This is a genomic window from Pseudomonas sp. GLN_2 (genome assembly GCF_043106005.1).
GTDB classification, from domain to species: Bacteria; Pseudomonadota; Gammaproteobacteria; order Pseudomonadales; family Pseudomonadaceae; genus Aquipseudomonas; species Aquipseudomonas alloputida.
Map to the genome: position 1 here is coordinate 136,389 of NZ_JBICMC010000033.1, position 17,442 is coordinate 153,830.

The 17,442-nt window shown below is 64.5% G+C and carries 12 protein-coding genes; 5 read left to right on the forward strand and 7 right to left on the reverse strand.

Going from position 1 to position 17,442, the window contains the following annotated elements:
• Positions 1 to 79 precede the first annotated feature (79 nt).
• From glgX to ACF8Q6_RS09425, 7 genes are all read right to left on the reverse strand, one after another.
• Positions 80 to 2,233, reverse strand: coding sequence for a glycogen debranching protein GlgX (gene glgX / locus ACF8Q6_RS09395; protein WP_012051795.1), 2,154 nt, complete (start codon positions 2,231 to 2,233; stop codon positions 80 to 82).
• Between the two features lie 137 nt (positions 2,234 to 2,370).
• The gene (locus tag ACF8Q6_RS09400; RefSeq protein WP_064614872.1) at positions 2,371 to 2,637 is read right to left on the reverse strand and encodes a DUF2934 domain-containing protein; all 267 of its coding nucleotides are present in this window, start codon (positions 2,635 to 2,637) and stop codon (positions 2,371 to 2,373) included.
• 14 nt (positions 2,638 to 2,651) lie between these two features.
• Positions 2,652 to 5,426, reverse strand: a complete 2,775-nt coding sequence (locus ACF8Q6_RS09405; RefSeq protein ID WP_392490096.1) for a malto-oligosyltrehalose synthase — start codon at positions 5,424 to 5,426, stop codon at positions 2,652 to 2,654.
• The gene (gene malQ / locus ACF8Q6_RS09410; RefSeq protein ID WP_392490097.1) at positions 5,423 to 7,492 is read right to left on the reverse strand and encodes a 4-alpha-glucanotransferase; all 2,070 of its coding nucleotides are present in this window, start codon (positions 7,490 to 7,492) and stop codon (positions 5,423 to 5,425) included. The genes ACF8Q6_RS09405 and malQ overlap by 4 nt, the downstream gene beginning before the upstream one ends.
• Complete coding sequence (treZ, locus tag ACF8Q6_RS09415) at positions 7,489 to 9,231, reverse strand: malto-oligosyltrehalose trehalohydrolase (protein ID WP_392490098.1); 1,743 nt, start codon at positions 9,229 to 9,231, stop codon at positions 7,489 to 7,491. Before treZ ends, malQ begins: the two co-directional genes overlap by 4 nt.
• A gap of 14 nt (positions 9,232 to 9,245) precedes the next feature.
• On the reverse strand, positions 9,246 to 10,805 hold the full coding sequence (glgA, locus tag ACF8Q6_RS09420) for a glycogen synthase GlgA (RefSeq protein ID WP_012051800.1): 1,560 nt from the start codon (positions 10,803 to 10,805) through the stop codon (positions 9,246 to 9,248).
• Between the two features lie 649 nt (positions 10,806 to 11,454).
• A complete protein-coding gene (locus tag ACF8Q6_RS09425; protein WP_014755950.1) occupies positions 11,455 to 11,622 on the reverse strand; it encodes a DUF6026 family protein in 168 nt (55 codons plus the stop codon).
• 202 nt (positions 11,623 to 11,824) lie between these two features.
• On the opposite strand from ACF8Q6_RS09425, the gene gnd reads away from it, so the two are divergent.
• The 5 genes from gnd (at position 11,825) to ACF8Q6_RS09450 (ending at position 17,266) form a co-directional block, all read left to right on the forward strand.
• The gene (gene gnd, locus ACF8Q6_RS09430) at positions 11,825 to 12,808 is read left to right on the forward strand and encodes a phosphogluconate dehydrogenase (NAD(+)-dependent, decarboxylating) (RefSeq protein WP_088512493.1); all 984 of its coding nucleotides are present in this window, start codon (positions 11,825 to 11,827) and stop codon (positions 12,806 to 12,808) included.
• Positions 12,805 to 14,310, forward strand: coding sequence for a glucose-6-phosphate dehydrogenase (zwf, locus tag ACF8Q6_RS09435; protein ID WP_392490099.1), 1,506 nt, complete (start codon positions 12,805 to 12,807; stop codon positions 14,308 to 14,310). The genes gnd and zwf overlap by 4 nt, the downstream gene beginning before the upstream one ends.
• A 116-nt stretch (positions 14,311 to 14,426) precedes the next feature.
• Positions 14,427 to 16,223 carry a glycoside hydrolase family 15 protein gene (locus tag ACF8Q6_RS09440; RefSeq protein ID WP_019750903.1) on the forward strand — a complete coding sequence of 599 codons (1,797 nt, stop codon included), beginning with the start codon at positions 14,427 to 14,429 and terminating at the stop codon, positions 16,221 to 16,223.
• Positions 16,224 to 16,289: 66 nt separating this feature from the next.
• Positions 16,290 to 16,646, forward strand: coding sequence for a VOC family protein (locus ACF8Q6_RS09445; protein WP_003251273.1), 357 nt, complete (start codon positions 16,290 to 16,292; stop codon positions 16,644 to 16,646).
• A complete protein-coding gene (locus ACF8Q6_RS09450) occupies positions 16,646 to 17,266 on the forward strand; it encodes a TetR/AcrR family transcriptional regulator (RefSeq protein ID WP_392498700.1) in 621 nt (206 codons plus the stop codon). The genes ACF8Q6_RS09445 and ACF8Q6_RS09450 overlap by 1 nt, the downstream gene beginning before the upstream one ends.
• Positions 17,267 to 17,442: the final 176 nt, after the last annotated feature.

Consider the following 17,442-nt stretch of genomic DNA (forward strand, 5'->3'; position numbering starts at 1 on the left):
ACCTGTGGCAGCGGGCAAACCCGCTCCCACAGGTAGGGCGTAGCGATCAAAACGTAAGACCTGCCTGGGTTATCACGGTTCACTCCTCGTCGCGCTGCAACACCATCAGCAGCATCGACCGGCCCTTCACCTCGAAGGTACTGTCGAATTGCAGGTGCTGCCCCTTGCGCAACTCCGGCCGGTCGGTATCGACCAGGCAGCTCCAGTAATCGCCTTCGGGCACGGCCGGCAGCTTGAATGGCACCACGTCATGGTGGGCATTGACGATCAGCAGCACGGTGGCCTCGGCACCTGGCCGGGCGATACCGCTGACCTGTGCCCGACCATCTATCAGCATGCCCAGGCAACGCCCGTGTGGGTCTTCCCATTGCTCAACACTCATCTCGTTGCCATCGGGTGCCAGCCAAGTCACGTCCTTGACCCCAATTGCCTCATTGTAGTCACCCACCAGGAAGCGTGACCGGCGCAGCACCGGGTAGGCCAGGCGCAGGCGGGTCAGGCGTTTGACGAAGGCCAGCAGCTCCTGGCCTTCCTGGTCCAGGTCCCAGTTCACCCAGCCGATCTCGCTGTCCTGGCAGTAGGCATTGTTGTTGCCGTGCTGGGTGCGGCTGAACTCGTCGCCGGCCACGATCATTGGCGTGCCCTGGGCCAGCAGCAGGGTGGCGAAGTAGTTGCGCATCTGGCGCATGCGCAGGGCATTGATCCCCGGGTCGTCGGTCGGCCCTTCGACGCCGCAGTTCCAGGACAGGTTGTTGTCGGTGCCGTCCTGGTTGTTTTCGTCATTGTCTTCGTTGTGCTTGTGGTTGTAGGACACCAGGTCGCGCAGGGTGAAACCATCGTGGGCGGTGATGAAGTTGACCGAGGAATAGGGCCGGCGCCCGCGGTTGTTGAACATGTCGCCCGAGGCGGTCAAGCGGGCGGCAAAATCGGCCAACTGGCCTTCGTCGCCTTTCCAGAAGGCGCGTGCGGTATCGCGGAAGCGGTCGTTCCATTCCGCCCAGCCCGGGGCGAAGTTGCCCACCTGGTAGCCGCCGGGGCCGCAGTCCCATGGTTCGGCAATCAGCTTGACCTGGCTCAGCATCGGGTCCTGGCGGCAGGCGACCAGGAAGCCATGACGCTCGCTGTAGCCATCGTGGTAACGGCCAAGGATGGTCGCCAGGTCAAAGCGAAAGCCATCCACGTGCATTTCGCCGGCCCAGTAGCGAAGCGAGTCGGTGACCAACTGCAGCACGCAGGGGTGGCTCAGGTCCAGGGTGTTGCCGGTGCCGGAGTCGTTGATGTAGTAGCGTTTGTCGTCCGGCATCAGGCGGTAGTACGAGGCGTTGTCGATGCCGCGCATCGACAGGGTCGGGCCGCGTTCGTTGCCTTCGGCGGTGTGGTTGTAGACCACGTCCAGGATCACCTCGAGCCCGGCGTCGTGCAGGTGCGCGACCATCTCCTTGAACTCGGCGATCTTGCCGCTGGCCAGGTAGCGCGGGTGTGGGGCGAAAAAGGCGATGCTGTTGTAGCCCCAGTAGTTGTTCAGGCCCTTGTCCAGCAGGTGCTGGTCGTTGACGAAGGCGTGAATCGGCAGCAGCTCGATGCTCGACACGCCAAGGTCCTTGATGTGCTTGAGCAACTCGTCGTTGGCCAGGCCGGCGAAGGTGCCGCGCAGTTCTTCAGGCACAGCCGGGTGGCGCATGCTGATGCCGCGGGCATGCGCTTCATAGATGATCGTGCGCTCCCATGGGATCTGCACGCGCTGGTCGCGGCCCCAGGTGAACGCCGGGTCGATGACCTTGCATTTGGGCACGAAAGGCGCGCTGTCGCGCTCGTCGAACGACAGGTCACCGTCGGGGTGGCCGATGGTGTAGCCGAACAGTGCCTCGGACCATTTCAGGCTGCCGACCAGTTGCTTGGCGTACGGGTCGATCAGCAGCTTGTTGGGGTTGAAGCGGTGGCCGTTTTCCGGCTCGTAGGGGCCATACACCCGGTAGCCATAGACCAGGCCGGGGTGAGCGTCGGGGAGGTAGCCATGGTAGATCTCATCGGTGTATTCGGGCAGCTCTATGCGCTCGATTTCCTGCTCGCCCGTGGAGTCGAACAGGCACAGCTCGACCTTGGTTGCGTTGGCCGAGAAGAGGGCGAAGTTGACCCCAAGGCCATCCCAGGTGGCGCCGAGGGGGAAGGGCATGCCTTCGCGGATGCGCGATGGTGCGACCGAGCGGGTTTTCTTTGGGGTGCGGGGGCTCATGACGATCCTCGAGTGGCCGTGATGGGAAGGGGAATTGTGCTGTCCTGCATTGGCCTCTTCGCGGGTAAACCCGCTCCTACATGCGCCTGTGATGAATCTATAGGAGCGGGTTTACCCGCGAAGAGGCCAGGACAGGCTTAACCGGCAGTAGGCTTTTTCACCGCCCGGGGCTTTTTCACCGCAGCGGGTTTAACCCCCGGCAGGGCAGCCGCCTTGGGTTCTGCAGGCGCCTTCGGTTTGGCCGCTGCTTTCTTGCGCGGGGCTGCCTTGGGCGCCAGTGCTTCGGCCTCGGCCAGCTTGCGGGCCATTTCCCAGTGGCGTTCTTCCTCTCCTACGGGCTTACCTTCGGATTCCCAGATCTGGTAGGCAAATTCGCGAATACGCTTTTCATCGACACTCATCATGACGCTCCTGATGCTCAAGATTGTTGTATCAACACGTTGACCGGAAATTCCGCCAGCACGGCGCTCAACGGCAACTCCTTTGAAGAGCTGACCGCCGCACAGGCGAAAAGTCCCGTCGAGTTGGCAGGTGACAAGGCAAACGGCAATACCAGCCGGGTGTCGTCCCAGTTCTGCGCCGGGATCAACGGTGTAGCGGCACCTCCGAGCAGGCTGCTGGCCAGGCGCGGGGCGACGACGATGGCGTGCTCGCCGTCTCCCAGGCGAGCAAAGGCAATGACTTTGTCAGCGTGCCGGCCCTGTACGGTCAGTGGCAGGTAGGCACCGCGGCGGAACAGCTCGGCGTGGGCCTGACGGCAGTCCAGCACCCGGGCGATCAAGGCCTGTTTGACGCGGCCGTCGCGCCAGTGCGCCAGCAGCTCGGCTGCTGGCGTGGCGTCGTCCAGCGTGCGACGCCTCGACGCGTAGTCCACGGCGCGGCGGTTGTCCGGGTCGACCAGGCTGAAGTCCCAGTATTCGTTGCCCTGGTAGAGGTCGGGCACACCAGGTGTGGTCATGCGCAACAGGGCCTGGACCAAGCCATTGAGTGCGCCGGGGCAGGCCAGCAGCTGCGCCGCGTCGGCCAGCGATTTGCACAGTTGCTGGTTCTCGCTGTCCAGCAGCAGGCCGTCGAGGTAATGAGCACAGGCGCCTTCGTAGGCCTCGTTCGGTGCGCTCCAGCTACTGCGCAGCTTGCCCTCGCGCAGGGCCTTCTGCTGCCACTGGCGAACACGCTCGGCGTATTGGCGCAGGGCATTGTCGTCGTTCAGGTCGAGGTCCAAGGGCCAACTGCCGAGCAGGGTCTGTAGCAGCATCAACTCGTCGCCGGGGCTGGGTGCCAGCCCGTCGTCCAACTGCGCACACAGGGGGGCGGCCAGCTCACGCCAGTGCTCCACCCGGCTGGCCAGCCACGTGCCGCGCTCGCTGAGTACGGCCAGGCGTGCACGCGTGTCTTCGCCGCGCTTGTGGTCGTGGGTGGCGGTGGTCAGCAGGTTGTCGGGGAAATCGCGCAGGCGCCGCTGGGCCTCGTTGTGGAAATGCATGGGTGGGGCGCTGAAGCGCTCGGCCTCGAAACCCACGTCGTTGCGCGACAGCAGCCGCGCGCTGCGGTAGAAGGCGGTGTCTTCCACGGCTTTGGCGGCGCTGGGCGCAGTCAGTTGCTGGAAGCGCACGCAGGCGTGGCGCAGTTGCTTGCGGGCGCGCCCCGGTGGCAGGTGCCGCCAGGCTTGCCCGCCCAGCCACCGTTCAAGTTGGTCCAGCAGCGGCCAGTCGGCTTCGGCAAGGTCTTGCCGGGCGTTGGTCAGGGCCTGCTGGAAGAACGTTTCGTCCTGCGCCGGGCGCCCGCAGGCATTGAAGTAGGTTCGGTAAACCGGGTAATGCGCCACCAACGCCTGCAAGGCCCGGCGAATCGCGCCCAGGGTCAGGTCACGGGTCATCAGGTCGTTGCGCGCCACCTGCAACAGTGCCTGGGCCACCGACTCGCAGTCACCGGCCAGGCTGGCGTTGAGCACCAGGTGACGGGCCTGGCGCACTTCTTCGGTGAACGCCGGGCGCTCGCTGACGTTGCTCCACAGTTCGCTCAGCGGCGCTTCGCCGGCCGGATCATGCTGCAGCAGTGATACCTGGTTCATGAACTCGTAGCCGGTGGTGCCGTCGGTAAGCCAGTCGCGGTGCAGGTGCTCGTCGGCACCCAGGATCTTTTCCACGTACAGGGGGAAGTGCTCCAGCCCTGCATTCAGCGGCCGCCGTGCCAGCAGGCTATCAACCCGCCGGCGCAGTTTGCGGCAGTAGCCACGCGGGTCGGCAAGGCCGTCGATATGGTCGATGCGCAGGCCGTCCACCAGGCCACGTTCGATCAGTTCGAACAGCTTGGCATGGGTGGCTTCGAACACCACGGCGCGCTCCACGCGCAGGCCGCCCAGCTCGTTGATGTCGAAGAAGCGCCGCCAGTTGATGTCGTCGGCGGCGGTGCGCCAGCTGGCCAGGCGGTAGGTCTGGCGCTCCAGCAGCAGGTGCAGGCGCTTGAAACCGGCCTCGCTGCGGCTGTCGAAGGCCACCAGGGCCGATTCGAGGTCGGCACCTTCGCGCACCAGGCGTGCCAGTTCGGCTTGGAGCGGCAGGCTATCGGCCAGCGGGTTGGCCGAGTCGCCCAAAGCAGTGAAGCGTTCGGCCAGCACCTTGAGCGCAGGCTCTGGGCTGAGCGCGAGAATCCAGCCGTAATCGACCGGGCAGATCGGGAAACGATGCGCATAATGGGCCACTTGCAGCAGCCCCTGCTGTTTGTCGAACTGCAGCGGTATCTCACCCTTCTTGAGCGCCACGCCGTAGTCGCTGCCGAGGAACGGCAACAGTAGTTGCCCGGCCAGCAGTGGGTCGCTGGAGTGCCACTGGATGTCGAAGAACGCTGCATACGGGCTGCGCCGTCCCCAGGCCAGCAGGCTTTGCCACCAGGGGTTGTCGGCACCGCCCACGGCCATGTGGTTGGACACCGTGTCGAGGATCAGCCCCATGCCATGCTGGCGCAGGGCGGCAACCAGGCGCTCCAGCGCGGCCTCGCCGCCCAGCTCCGGGTTGACGCAGGTAGGATCGACCACGTCGTAGCCATGGCGCGAGCCAGCGCGGGCCTTGAGGATGGGCGAGGCATACAGGTGGCTGATGCCCAGCTGGGCGAAATACGGCACCAGCGGTACGGCGTGATCGAGGGTGAAGTCGCTGTGAAATTGCAGGCGCAGGGTCGCGGTCAGTGGCTTCATCGGTCGCGCTCCCACGCCTGTTCGCGGGCCTGGGCCAGCAGCTCCAGGCGCCGTGCGGCGTCCTCATCGTCGAGCAGTTCGCGTACTGGAAGGGCAAAGCGCCGTCGCCAGTTGGGATGGCCATTGGTGGTACCCGGCAGGTTGGGTTGCTCGTCGCAACCCAGCAGGTCTTCCAGCGGTACCAGCACCAGCGGCGCACGGGTATGGCCAACGAAGCGGATGGCCGCATCGATCAGCGCGTCGTTGTCCTTCAGTTCGCCGTAGTTGGCCTCCAGGATGCGGCGCAGGCCGTCGCGTTCTTTCTGACGCTCGTGTCGCCAGTGCAATTCGGCAGCAGCATCAATCAGTTGCAAGCGGTGTCTCCAGTCGATGTCGCGGTTTGCCAGCCAGCCGGCCAGTGGCGCCAGGTCGTGGGTGCCGGTTGTGGCCAGGGCATTGTCTGGCCAGTCGAGAATCGGCTTGAACTGGCCCGGCTGGGTCTGCTCGAACGGCAGCACGCGCATGCCCAGCACCGCCTTCTCGGCCAGCTTTTCACGCAGGCTGTCGGGCACGGTGCCCAGGTCTTCGCCGAGGATGATCGCCTGGTGACGCACCGACTCCAGCGCCAGCAGGCGCAACAGGTCGTCTAACGGGTAATCGAGGTAGGCGCCTTCGCTGGGTTTGGCCCCCTGTGGGATCAGCCATAGCCGGCGCAGGCCCATCACATGGTCGATGCGCAGGCCGCCAGCGTGGGCGAGGTTGGCCCGCAGCATCTCGATGAAGGCGCGATAGCCATTGCGCTTGAGGCCCTCGGGCGAGAAGGCGCAAATGCCCCAATCCTGCCCGACGTGGTTGAGGATGTCGGGCGGCGCACCCACGCTCAGGCCGGCCAGCAGTTCGTCCTGACGGCTCCAGGCCTGGCTGCCGGCACCGTCGGCACCCACCGCCAGGTCGGCGATCAGGCCCACGGCCATGCCGTTGCTGCGGGCCGCTTCGTGGGCACGTTGCAGGCCACGTTCGGTCAGCCACTGGCAGAACGCGTGGAACTCGACCTTGGCCGGGTAGGCATTGGCTAAAGCCTCCACTTCCGGGTGGTAGGGGTCATGCCAGGCTTTGGGCCAGTTGCGCCAGTCGGCACCGAGGCCGTGCTCCACCGCCTGGGCCTGCAGCACCTCGAAGCGGCAGTGGTGCTCCAGGGTCTGGCCGCCGGCTTCGCGGAAGCTTTCAAAATCAGTGCGTAGTGGGTGGTCGCCTTGGCTGAAGCCTTGGTAAAGCGCTTCAAGCAAACGCAGCCGAGCGCTGGCGGCGCGTGGCCAGTCGACCAGAGGGCGCTGCTCCAGCTCTTCGAGTTGTTGCTCCAGCCCGCAGGCTTCGATGGCCATGCGCACTTCCCGTTCACCCAGCAGGGCCGCGGGGCTGGTGTACAGGGTGTTGAGCAGCAGGCGACTGGAAGGTGAGTAGGGGCTGTAGTGTTCCTGGTCGATGGCCGACAGGGCGTGAATCGGGCTGATAGCCAGGGCATCGGCACCGCGCTCGGCGGCCGAGCGGGCCAACTGCTCCAGTGCCAGGCAGTCGCCGAAGCCACCATCGCCGGGGCGGCGCAGGCTGTACAGCTGCACTGCCAGGCCCCAGTAGCGTGGTGGCGGCTGTTGCACCTTGTCTTCCAGGCTGTGGCAGCGTGTTGGCGCCACCGCCACGCTGAAGCGGCGGCTGTCGATCTCCACCTGGTGATAGCCGATGGGCAGCTCGCCGGGCAGGCGCGCCTGGTCATCGAGGCTGAGGGTGACCGAGGTGTGATCTTCCAGGGTGCAGTGGGCCACGCTGGCGGCACTGAAGTAGCGCGCCAGCGCCAGCGGCTGGCCTAGGTCGGCGGTCAGCAAAGGCGGCAGGTGTTCGCTGTCTTCGGCGGTTTCCACCGCACGCAGGCTGGCGGCAACGGCCGCGTCATCGCCGGCCGGGTGGCCAAGGCCTTCGAGGACGTTGCGCAGCACGTCGTCGCTGACACGCTGGGGCCTGGCATTGGCGTCAATCCAGTCGCGGTTCAGCCCGACGCTGGTTGCCAGACGGTGCAGGGCGGTTTCGCTCATGGGCGCTCCTGGGCAGGGGGAAGCAGGCTGACCACACAGCTGTAGGCAGCCAGGTGGGTATCCGGGTGGCGGGTGTCGCTGCTGTCGAACAGCCGTGTGGATGGCGCGGGCAGTTCGACCGCCTGCGGGGTGTCGGCCAGGTTGAGGTCGATGCGCAGTGTGTTGCCATTGCCCAGCCGCCAGCGCGCGGTCAGCGCTTTGTCTGCGTGCACCTCGGCGCCCAGCGCACGGCTGCCGGGCAAGTGCGGGATGACGTGGCGGCGGCGCAGGTCGAGCAGTTGCTGGTAAAGGCCGTGCCAGCCGGCGATCACCGCCTTGTTTTGCGGGCGTGAGGACGCGAACGTCTGTTCGGCGTTGGGGTCGGGAATGTGCTCACGCTGCGTGGGGTCGGCGAACGCGGTGAAGTGGGCGAACTCGCCACGACGGCCTTCGCGGACGGCGTCGGCCAACGCGTCATGGAAGTCGGTAAAGAACAGGAACGGCTGGCAGCTGCCGGCTTCGTCGCCCATGAACAGCAGCGGAATCATGGGGGCCAGCAGCAACAGGCCGGTGGCTGCACGCAAAGCTGGCGCGGGGCATAGGCGGGTCAGGCGCTCACCCAGCGCGCGGTTGCCGACCTGGTCGTGGTTTTGAAGGAACAACACGAAGGCACTGGGCGGCAAATGCCCGCTGGGTTCGCCGCGTGGTTTGCCATGCCGGTTGGCCTGGCCCTGGAACACGAAACCTTCGCCAAGGCACCGGGCCAGTTGGTCGATGGGGCGATGCTGGTAGTCGGCGTAGTAACCTTCGGTTTCACCGGTCAGCAGCACGTGCAGGGCGTTGTGGCCATCATCGTTCCACTGGGCGTCGTAACCCTGTTCCAGCAGGCCCGCCTGGTTGTGCTCGTTCTCCAGCACCAGCCATACGTGCCGGCCCGGTTCTACGGCGGCGCGCACCCGTTGGGCCAGCTCAATCAGGAAGTCGGGCTGGTCGATGGCATGCACGGCATCCAGGCGCAGGCCGTCACAGCGGTAGTCGCACAGCCACATCAGGGCATTCTGGATAAAGTACTCGCGCACCTGCGGGCGGCGAAAGTCGATGGCCGCGCCCCAGGGTGTCTGCCGGTCTTCACGGAAGAAGGGGCTGGCGTACTGGTGCAGGTAATTACCGTCGGGGCCGAAATGGTTGTACACCACATCGACCAGCACCATCAGCCCGTGGCCGTGGGCCTGGTCGACCAGTGCGCACAGCTGCTCGGGGCTGCCGTAAGTGTTCTGTGGGGCGTAAGGGAGTACGCCGTCGTAGCCCCAATTGCGTTCGCCGGGGAACTGCCCCAGCGGCATCAGCTCGATCGCGCTGATGCCCAGTTCGGCCAGGCGCGGCAGTTGCTGGGCAACCCCGGCATAACCCCCGAGCAGGCCGACATGCACCTCCTGGATCACGGCCTCATGCCAAGGCCGGCCCTGCCATGGGTGTTGCCAGGCGTAACCGGCCACATCCACTACCTGGCTTGGCCCGTGTACGCCGTCGGGCTGGTAGCGCGAGGCCGGGTCGGCCACCTGCAGCTGCCCGTCGATACGGTAGTGGTAACGGTCACCGGCCTGGCATGGCGCCACGCCGCTGTACCAACCCTCATCATCCGGCAGCAGTTCGATGGCCGGCTGCTGCTCCAGTTCCACGCTCACGCTGCGCGCATCCGGCGCCCAGAGGGCGAAGCGCGCCGACGTGGCGTCCAGCAAGTGTGCGCCATGTCTGTGCATCTTCCGACCCCCGCTCAGTAGTGGCTCAGTTGTGTCTGCTTGACCAGGTCCTCGTACAGGCGGGCATAGGGTTCAACCGCCTGGCACCAGTTGAACGGTTGGGTCATCGAGAGGCAGCGCATGGCGTTCAGCAGGTCCTTCTTGCCGTAAACATAGAAGGCGCGGCTGAGTGCCTCGCGGTAGCTCTCGACGGTGGACTCGTTGAACAGGAAGCCCGTCACGCCGCACTCGATGGTGTCGGCCAGGCCACCGGTATTGCGTGCTACCGGCAGCGAGCCGAAGCGTTGCGCGTACATCTGGCTAAGGCCGCACGGCTCATACCGAGACGGCATCAGCAGGAAATCGCTGCCGGCGAACATGCGCCGGGCATCGGTTTCATTGAAACCAATACGCACGCCGATGCGGCCCGGGTGACGCAGTGCCAGCTCGCGCATGGCCTGTTCTTCTTCCGGCTCGCCGCGGCCGATGATCGCGATCTGCCCGCCTTGCTCGACGATGTAGTCGGCCACGCCCAAGGTCAGGTCCAGGCCCTTTTGATAGACCAGCCGCGACACTACGGCGAATAGTGGGCCTTCGGAATCGTCCAGGCCGAACAGCTCGCGCACCTCCTGGGTGTTACGCGCTTTGCCCTCCCAGTCATTGATGCTGAAGTTGTGTTGCAGGTGCTTGTCGGTAGCCGAGTCCCAGCTCTCGTCGATGCCGTTGGGGATGCCACCGAGCAGGCCTTGCTGGGCCTTGCTGGCGAGGAAACCGTCCAGGCCGCAGCCGAATTCCGGGGTGGTGATTTCCCGGGCGTAGGTGGCGCTGACTGTGGTGATGTGGCTGGAGTAGGCCAGGCCGGCCTTGAGGAACGACAGCTTGCCGTAGAACTCCATGCCTTCTTGCTGCATGGCATGTTCGGGTATCGCCAGCTCCGGGCTGCAGCCGCGGCTGTACACACCTTGGTACGCCAGGTTGTGGATGGTGAATAGCGTAGGCGTATTCAGGCCGCGCCAGTGCATGTAGGCGGGGGCCAGGCCGGCGGGCCAGTCATGCGCGTGCACCACTTCCGGCGTCCAGTGGATCTTGCCTTCGCCGGCAGCGATTTCGGCGGCAGCCAGGCCCAGGCGGGCGAAGCGGATGTGGTTGTCGGGCCAGTCGCGGCCATTGTTGGCACCATAGGGTGTGCCGTCGCGCTGGTACAGTTCGGGGCAGATCAACACATAGATGACCAGGCCGTCGGCCATGTCCATGCGCCCGATCTTGCAGGGCGGCAGTGCCGCGTGACCACCCAGTTCACCCACGATATGTATAGGGTTGTCGCTTTCCATCACCTGGCGGTAGCCGGGGATAAGTACCCGCACATCGTGCAGGTGCGCCAGGGCACGGGGCAGGGCAGCGGACACGTCACCCAGGCCACCGGTTTTCACCAGATCAGCGATTTCCGAGGTCACGAACAGAATCTTGCGCATGTTCGGGTTTTGCTGGCGCTGGGCGCCGGGTGCCTTGCCTGTCGTGGCGAAGTCCGGGGTGAGCGGCTCGCGGTTATCCGGTTTGAAAGCGTCTACGTGAGGCTCGACAGCGGCACTGATCATACTTCTCTCCGTCCCTATGCTTGGTCGGGTGCTGGCACCCGTGGCGATGTTTCGTGCTGGTTCTCTCTAGTTTGAATCTGCTTAGTGCGTTCCATGCCCCAGGGTCGTGCGCGCAGGCACTACGCGATCAGCATTCCGGCCGAAGGCGCTTGGACTGGTTGGGGTGTGTGGGCCGAGGATCGGGAATAGCCCGATGCGTCTGGCCTACTTATGTTCATGACCTGCCGGGTTTCCTGAAAGTTCGACTTTTTTGGGGTCACTCTTCCATTGAGCAAATGGCGGGCCGAAAACTGAGTGTAGGAGAGAAAGTGCTAAAAAGGTGACCCACTGGTCACTATTGTTATGTGCGCAATAGACGCAAACGTTGGCGTTTGTGAGGGGGTGTGAAACGGGGTGGGCGAGTGTGGGGCAGAGGGGTTTCGAGCTGCGCCAAATTGTGGCTCGTTACGCGCAATGCACCTTTTGGGTGCGTAAGCGTAAGCGTGGCCTTCGGCTGCGAAGAGGCGGGTATGGGCGCAGGATTCTGCTTTCAGTACTGGCCCTTTTTGGGCACAAAGCCGCTTCGGTTGCCCGATAGGGTTCAAAGACGGTGACTGGCTTCAGGATCGGGTGGGAGCTATGCAGCTCCCACAGGCGGCATGGGAATCGATCAGAGGCTGACAGCTTTATCGTCAGTGCGCTGTTGCGCCAACAGCAGGTTCAGTTGGGCGACCTGCTGACGCAGCTGGTCACGTTCGTCCTTCAGTTTACGCAGCTCATCACGGCGCACGGAGACATAGAGGGTCTGGGGTGGGGTTGCTGGCATCAATGTACCCATGAGCACACCTCGCGGTTTTGGCTGGTGACAAGTCAAAGCGTAGACGCTTCACGCGGGGCGCATTCTGAATTCTTTCACCGAGCTTGGGAACTTTTTTGTTTATTGTGGTCTTGCCGTTCGTCGCTGAACCCTCGGGCGGCATGCTGGACTAATCTGAAAAGCTGGACTGTCGTCATCCATTTCGAAAAGGGAGCATTGGCTCATGCAACTGGGAATCATCGGGCTGGGCCGTATGGGCGGCAATATCGCAAGGCGCCTGATGCGCGCCGGTCATCGCACCGTGGTGCACGACCGCAACCGTGAAGCCATCACCGGCCTGGAGGGCGAAGGCGCCCAGGGCGCGCATGACCTCGGTGCACTGGTGCAAAAGCTGAAAGCGCCGCGCGCGGTCTGGGTGATGCTGCCGGCTGGCGACGCCACCGAGCAGACTATCGCCCAGCTGGCCGAATTGCTGGAACCGGGCGATGCGATCATCGACGGTGGCAACACCTTCTACAAGGACGACATGCGCCGCGCCGCCGAACTGGCCAAGCGCGGCCTGCATTATCTGGACGTCGGGACTTCCGGCGGCGTGTGGGGCCTGGACCGCGGCTACTGCATGATGATCGGCGGCGAAAAGGACGTGTTCGAGCGCCTCGAGCCGCTGTTCAAGGCCCTGGCGCCGGGCGTGGGCGACATCCCGCGTACCCATGGCCGCAGCGGCGAGCACCAGCGTGCGGAGCACGGCTATATCCATGCCGGCCCACCGGGCGCCGGGCACTACGTGAAAATGGTGCATAACGGTATCGAGTACGGCCTGATGCAGGCCTATGCCGAAGGCTTCGACCTGCTGCGCAGCAAAGGCGGCAGCGAGCTGCCCGAAGACCAGCGCTTCGACCTGAACGTGGCCGAAATTGCCGAAGTGTGGCGACGCGGCAGCGTGGTGACCTCGTGGCTGCTCGACCTCACCGCTGATGCACTGGTGGCCGACCCTCAGCTGTCGCAATTCAGTGGCTCGGTGTCCGACAGTGGCGAAGGCCGCTGGACCATCGACGCCGCCGTCGAGCAGGCGGTGCCGGTGCCGGTGTTGTCCAGCGCACTGTTCGCGCGCTTCCGTTCGCGCCAGCAACAGGGCACCTACGGTGACAAGATCCTCTCGGCCATGCGCCTGGGCTTCGGTGGCCACGTCGAGAAGAAAGGCGAATGACTAAACAGACCCTTGCGGCCGCCCCCCCTTGTACCCTGTTCCTGTTCGGCGCCAATGGCGACCTGGTCAAGCGCCTGCTGATGCCCGCGCTGTACAACCTCAGCCGTGACGGTTTGCTCGACCGTAACCTGCGCATCGTCGGCGTTGACCATAACCCGGCCAGCGCCGAGGATTTCGCCGCGCGCCTGCGCGCGTTCATGGTCGAGCGTGACAAAGGAAGCGAGGGCAGCGCCAAGTGCCTGGACGAGAAGCTATGGGCCCGCCTGGCCAAGCACCTGGACTATCAGACGGGCGACTTTCTCGATCCGGCCACCTACCAGGCCCTGGCCAGGCGCATCGACAAGACCCGCCACGGCAATGCCATTTTCTATCTGGCCACGTCGCCGCGGTTCTTCCCCGAGGTGGCGCAGCGCCTGGGGCAGGCCGGCCTGCTGGACGAGTCTGCCGGCGGCTTTCGCCGGGTGGTGGTTGAAAAACCGTTCGGCACCGATCTGGCCAGCGCCGAGGCGCTCAACGCCTGCCTGCTGAAGGTGATGGGCGAGCGGCAGATCTACCGCATCGACCATTACCTGGGCAAAGAGACGGTGCAGAATATTCTGGTCAGCCGCTTTTCCAACGGCCTGTTCGAATCGTTCTGGAACAATCACTACATCGACCACGTGCAGATCACCGCAGCGGAAACTGTCGGTGTCGAGACCCGTGGTGCCTTCTATGACAGCACCGGCGCCCTGCGCGACATGGTGCCCAACCACCTGTTCCAGTTGCTGGCGATGGTGGCCATGGAGCCGCCGGCCGCGTTCGGCGCCGATGCGGTGCGCGGTGAAAAGGCCAAGGTGGTCGGCGCTATTCGCCCATGGTCAGCAAAAATGGCCCTGAAGAACTCCGTGCGAGGCCAGTACAGCGCTGGCAAGCAGGGGCGCAAGCCGTTGCCAGGCTACCGTCAGGAGGCCAACGTCGCGCCGGATAGCCAGACCGAGACCTACGTGGCGCTAAAGGTGATGATCGACAACTGGCGCTGGGCCGGCGTGCCGTTCTACCTGCGCACCGGCAAGCGCATGAGCGTGCGTGACACCGAGATTGCCATCTGCTTCAAGCCCGCACCGTATGCGCAGTTTCGCGAGTCGGAGCTGGAACGGCCCAAGCCCAACTACCTGAAAATCCAGATCCAGCCCAATGAAGGCATGTGGTTCGACCTGCAAGCCAAACGGCCCGGGCCAGAGCTGGTGATGGAGAATGTCGAGTTGGGTTTTGCCTACAAGGACTTCTTCAAGATGACCCCGGCCACTGGCTACGAGACGCTGATCTATGACTGCCTGACCGGTGACCAGACCCTGTTCCAGCGGGCTGACAACATCGAAAACGGCTGGCGAGCGGTGCAGCCGTTTCTCGATGCCTGGGCCCAGGGCGGCGAAGTGCATGAGTACTCGGCTGGCGAAGATGGGCCTGAGGCCGGCAATGAATTGCTGACCCGCGACAAGCGGGAGTGGCACCGGTTGGGGTGAGAGGTTTGCAAGCCCGTGCCGGCCCTTTCGCGGGCAAGCCCGCGCCTGCAGGGCATTCCATTTCCCTCAGGCACCTGCGAAGAGGCCAGCACAGGCAACCACACAAAGGAGACTCGATGCCTGCCCATATCGAAGACTACGCCCTGCTGGGCAACTGCCGCAGTGCGGCGCTGGTCAGCCGCGATGGCGCGCTGGACTGGTTGTGCCTGCCACGCTTCGACGCCCCCGCCGTGTTCGCGGCCCTGCTGGGCAACGAAGAAAATGGCCGCTGGCGCCTGGCCCCTTGCGACCCGGTAACGCACAGCAGCCGCCAATACCTGGGCGACACCCTGGTGCTGGAAACCACCTGGGTCACCGCCAGCGGTCGTGCCCGGGTGCTCGACTTCATGCCGCTGGGCGAAGTCAATTCGGTGGTGCGCATCGTCGAAGGCTTGTCTGGCGAAACCCATTTTGAAATGGACCTGGTCATGCGCTTCGACTACGGCCGCAGCGTGCCCTGGGTGGAACGGCTCGACCCACTGACCCTCAGTGCCGTCGCCGGCCCTGACCGGTTGATCCTGTGCAGCACCGTGCCCCCGCAAGCTCGCGACCACCATACCGGCTGCCGCTTTCGTGTCAGCACGGGCCAGCGCCAGGTCTTCAGCCTGCGTCACCAGCCCTCGCACTTGCCGGTGCAGCCTGACTGCAACATCGACCATGCCCTGGCAAACACCTGTGAGCAATGGCAGGCCTTCGCCGACCGCTGCCCGCAGGTAGGGCCATATACCGCCCTGGTGCGTCGGTCGCTGCTCACCCTCAAGGCCATGACCTACGCCCCCACCGGCGGTATTGTCGCTGCCGTCACCACTTCGTTGCCTGAGCGTGTGGGTGGCGAGCGCAATTGGGACTACCGCTTCTGTTGGCTGCGCGACGCGACCATGACCCTGCTGGCCTTCATGAACCTTGGCTACTTCGATGAGGCCCAGGCCTGGCGCGAGTGGCTGCTGCGCTCGGTGGCCGGCAACCCTGAGCAGATGCAAATCATGTATGGCCTGGCTGGCGAGCGTGACCTGCAGGAGTACACCTTGCCGTGGTTGGCCGGTTATGAGCATTCGCAGCCGGTGCGGGTGGGCAACGCCGCCTCGGCGCAGACACAACTGGACATCTATGGCGAACTGGCCGATGCGATGACTCAGGCGATCAGGGGCGGGTTGCCCCGTCACCCGCGCAGCGCCGCCATTTCGCGCTTGATATTGCCTTATGTCGAACGCATCTGGCGCGAGCCGGACGAGGGCATCTGGGAAGTGCGTGGCGGCCGGCAGCAGTTCGTGCACTCCAAGGTGATGGCCTGGGTCGCCTTCGACCGCGCCGCAGGGCTGGCCGACACCACAGAAGAAGGCCGCGAGCGCGGGCAGCATTATCGCCAGGTGGCTGACGAGATTCACCGCGACGTGTGCGAGCACGGCCTGGACCCCAGCGGCCGGTTCTTCGTCCAGGCCTATGGGTCGACCGAAATGGACGCCAGCCTGTTGCAGATCGCCCTGACCGGCTTCCTGCCGGCGGATGACCCACGCTTCATGCGCACCCTGGAACAGATCGAACAGCGTCTGATGAAGAACGGCCTGCTGCTGCGCTATGACAGTGACAGCTGCAGCGACGGCCTGACGCCGGGAGAGGGCACCTTCCTGGTGTGTTCGTTCTGGCTGGCTGACGTTTATGTATTGCTGGGGCGCCAGGCCAAAGCCGAAGCGCTGTACCAACACCTGACCGGCCTGTGCAACGACCTCGGCCTGCTGGCCGAACAGTACGACCCGGCCGGCCAGCGCATGCTCGGCAACTTCCCCCAGGCCTTCAGCCAGATAGGCATCATCAACACTGCGCTGAATCTGCACCGCGCACAGTGCCCGGCACGTGACCGGGCGCGTTGTGGGTAGCGAATGAGTGGGGCGACTGCCTTGACCGGAGTAGACTAGGCCAAACCCTTTCGGCACGGAGCATACATGGGCATTCGCGGTACTGACCGGCAGATCGACAACATCGAGTTCAATGTCAGCGACATCTCACGGAGCAAGGCCTTCTATGGCAGTGTGTTTGGCTGGGCGTTCACCGACTACGGGCCGACCTACACCGAGTTCAGCGATGGCCGGTTGACGGGGGGCTTCACCACGGGTGAGCCGGTGCGCCCGGGCGGGCCGCTGGTCATCCTGTACGCTGACGACCTGGAGGCCACGCAGCAGCGGATCGAAGCTGCCGGGGCGAAAATCAGCCGGGCGACCTTTGCCTTCCCCGGCGGGCGGCGCTTTCATTTCATCGACCCGGACGGTTATGAGCTGGCGGTGTGGACGGCCCAAGCCTGATGGCCAATCACAAGATCGAAATCCGTCGACGCAATATCGAAAAAATCCTACAGGCGGCGGAAAAGGTGTTTGCCGAGAAGGGCTACAGCGCCACCTCCATGGGGGATATCGCCGAGCAGGCTGAGCTGCCACGTTCCAACCTGCATTATTACTTCAGCACCAAGGACGAGCTGTTCCGCGCGGTGCTGCAGGACTTGCTGGATGTGTGGAAGCAGGACGCCCTGTGCTTCGAGAACTTCGACGACCCGCGTGTGGTGCTGACCAGCTACATTCGGGCGAAGATGGGCCATTCGCGCTCGCGGCCGCTGGGCTCGAAAATCTGGGCCGAAGAGATGCTGCACGGGGCGCCGGTGCTGGGGGTGAACCTCGACGAAAGCCTGGTGCCCTGGGCGAAGATGAAAGAAGCCAAGATCCGCTGCTGGGTGGAAGAGGGGCGTATTCTGCCGGTAGAGCCTTCGGCGTTGCTGTACATGATCTGGGCGTCTACCCAGCACTATGCTGACTTTGGTTACCAGGTGCAGTTGCTCAACGGCGGCGAGGTGCTGTCTGACATGGCCTTCGAGAATGCGGTGCAGACGGTGACCAGCGTGATCTTGCGGGGGATCGGGCTGGCGCCGTGAACCGGCATTGCAGGTGGACGTGGTCTTTTTGTGGGAGCGGCCTTGTGTCGCGATCGGGCCGCGAAGCGGCCCCTTGATGTCCGCTTCGCGGCAAAGACTGCTGGGGCCGCTGTGCGGCCCAATCGCGACACAAGGCCGCTCCCACAGGGATCGCGCCAGCTTTTAGACATTGAGCA

Bases quoted from the DNA above. Each gene is read 5' to 3' on its own strand.
- glgX (WP_012051795.1), bottom strand. From the start codon at position 2,233: ATGAGCCCCCGCACCCCAAAGAAAACCCGCTCGGTCGCACCATCGCGC.
- ACF8Q6_RS09400 (WP_064614872.1), bottom strand. From the start codon at position 2,637: ATGATGAGTGTCGATGAAAAGCGTATTCGCGAATTTGCCTACCAGATC.
- ACF8Q6_RS09405 (WP_392490096.1), bottom strand. From the start codon at position 5,426: ATGAAGCCACTGACCGCGACCCTGCGCCTGCAATTTCACAGCGACTTC.
- malQ (WP_392490097.1), bottom strand. From the start codon at position 7,492: ATGAGCGAAACCGCCCTGCACCGTCTGGCAACCAGCGTCGGGCTGAAC.
- treZ (WP_392490098.1), bottom strand. From the start codon at position 9,231: ATGCACAGACATGGCGCACACTTGCTGGACGCCACGTCGGCGCGCTTC.
- glgA (WP_012051800.1), bottom strand. From the start codon at position 10,805: ATGATCAGTGCCGCTGTCGAGCCTCACGTAGACGCTTTCAAACCGGAT.
- ACF8Q6_RS09425 (WP_014755950.1), bottom strand. From the start codon at position 11,622: ATGGGTACATTGATGCCAGCAACCCCACCCCAGACCCTCTATGTCTCC.
- gnd (WP_088512493.1), top strand. From the start codon at position 11,825: ATGCAACTGGGAATCATCGGGCTGGGCCGTATGGGCGGCAATATCGCA.
- zwf (WP_392490099.1), top strand. From the start codon at position 12,805: ATGACTAAACAGACCCTTGCGGCCGCCCCCCCTTGTACCCTGTTCCTG.
- ACF8Q6_RS09440 (WP_019750903.1), top strand. From the start codon at position 14,427: ATGCCTGCCCATATCGAAGACTACGCCCTGCTGGGCAACTGCCGCAGT.
- ACF8Q6_RS09445 (WP_003251273.1), top strand. From the start codon at position 16,290: ATGGGCATTCGCGGTACTGACCGGCAGATCGACAACATCGAGTTCAAT.
- ACF8Q6_RS09450 (WP_392498700.1), top strand. From the start codon at position 16,646: ATGGCCAATCACAAGATCGAAATCCGTCGACGCAATATCGAAAAAATC.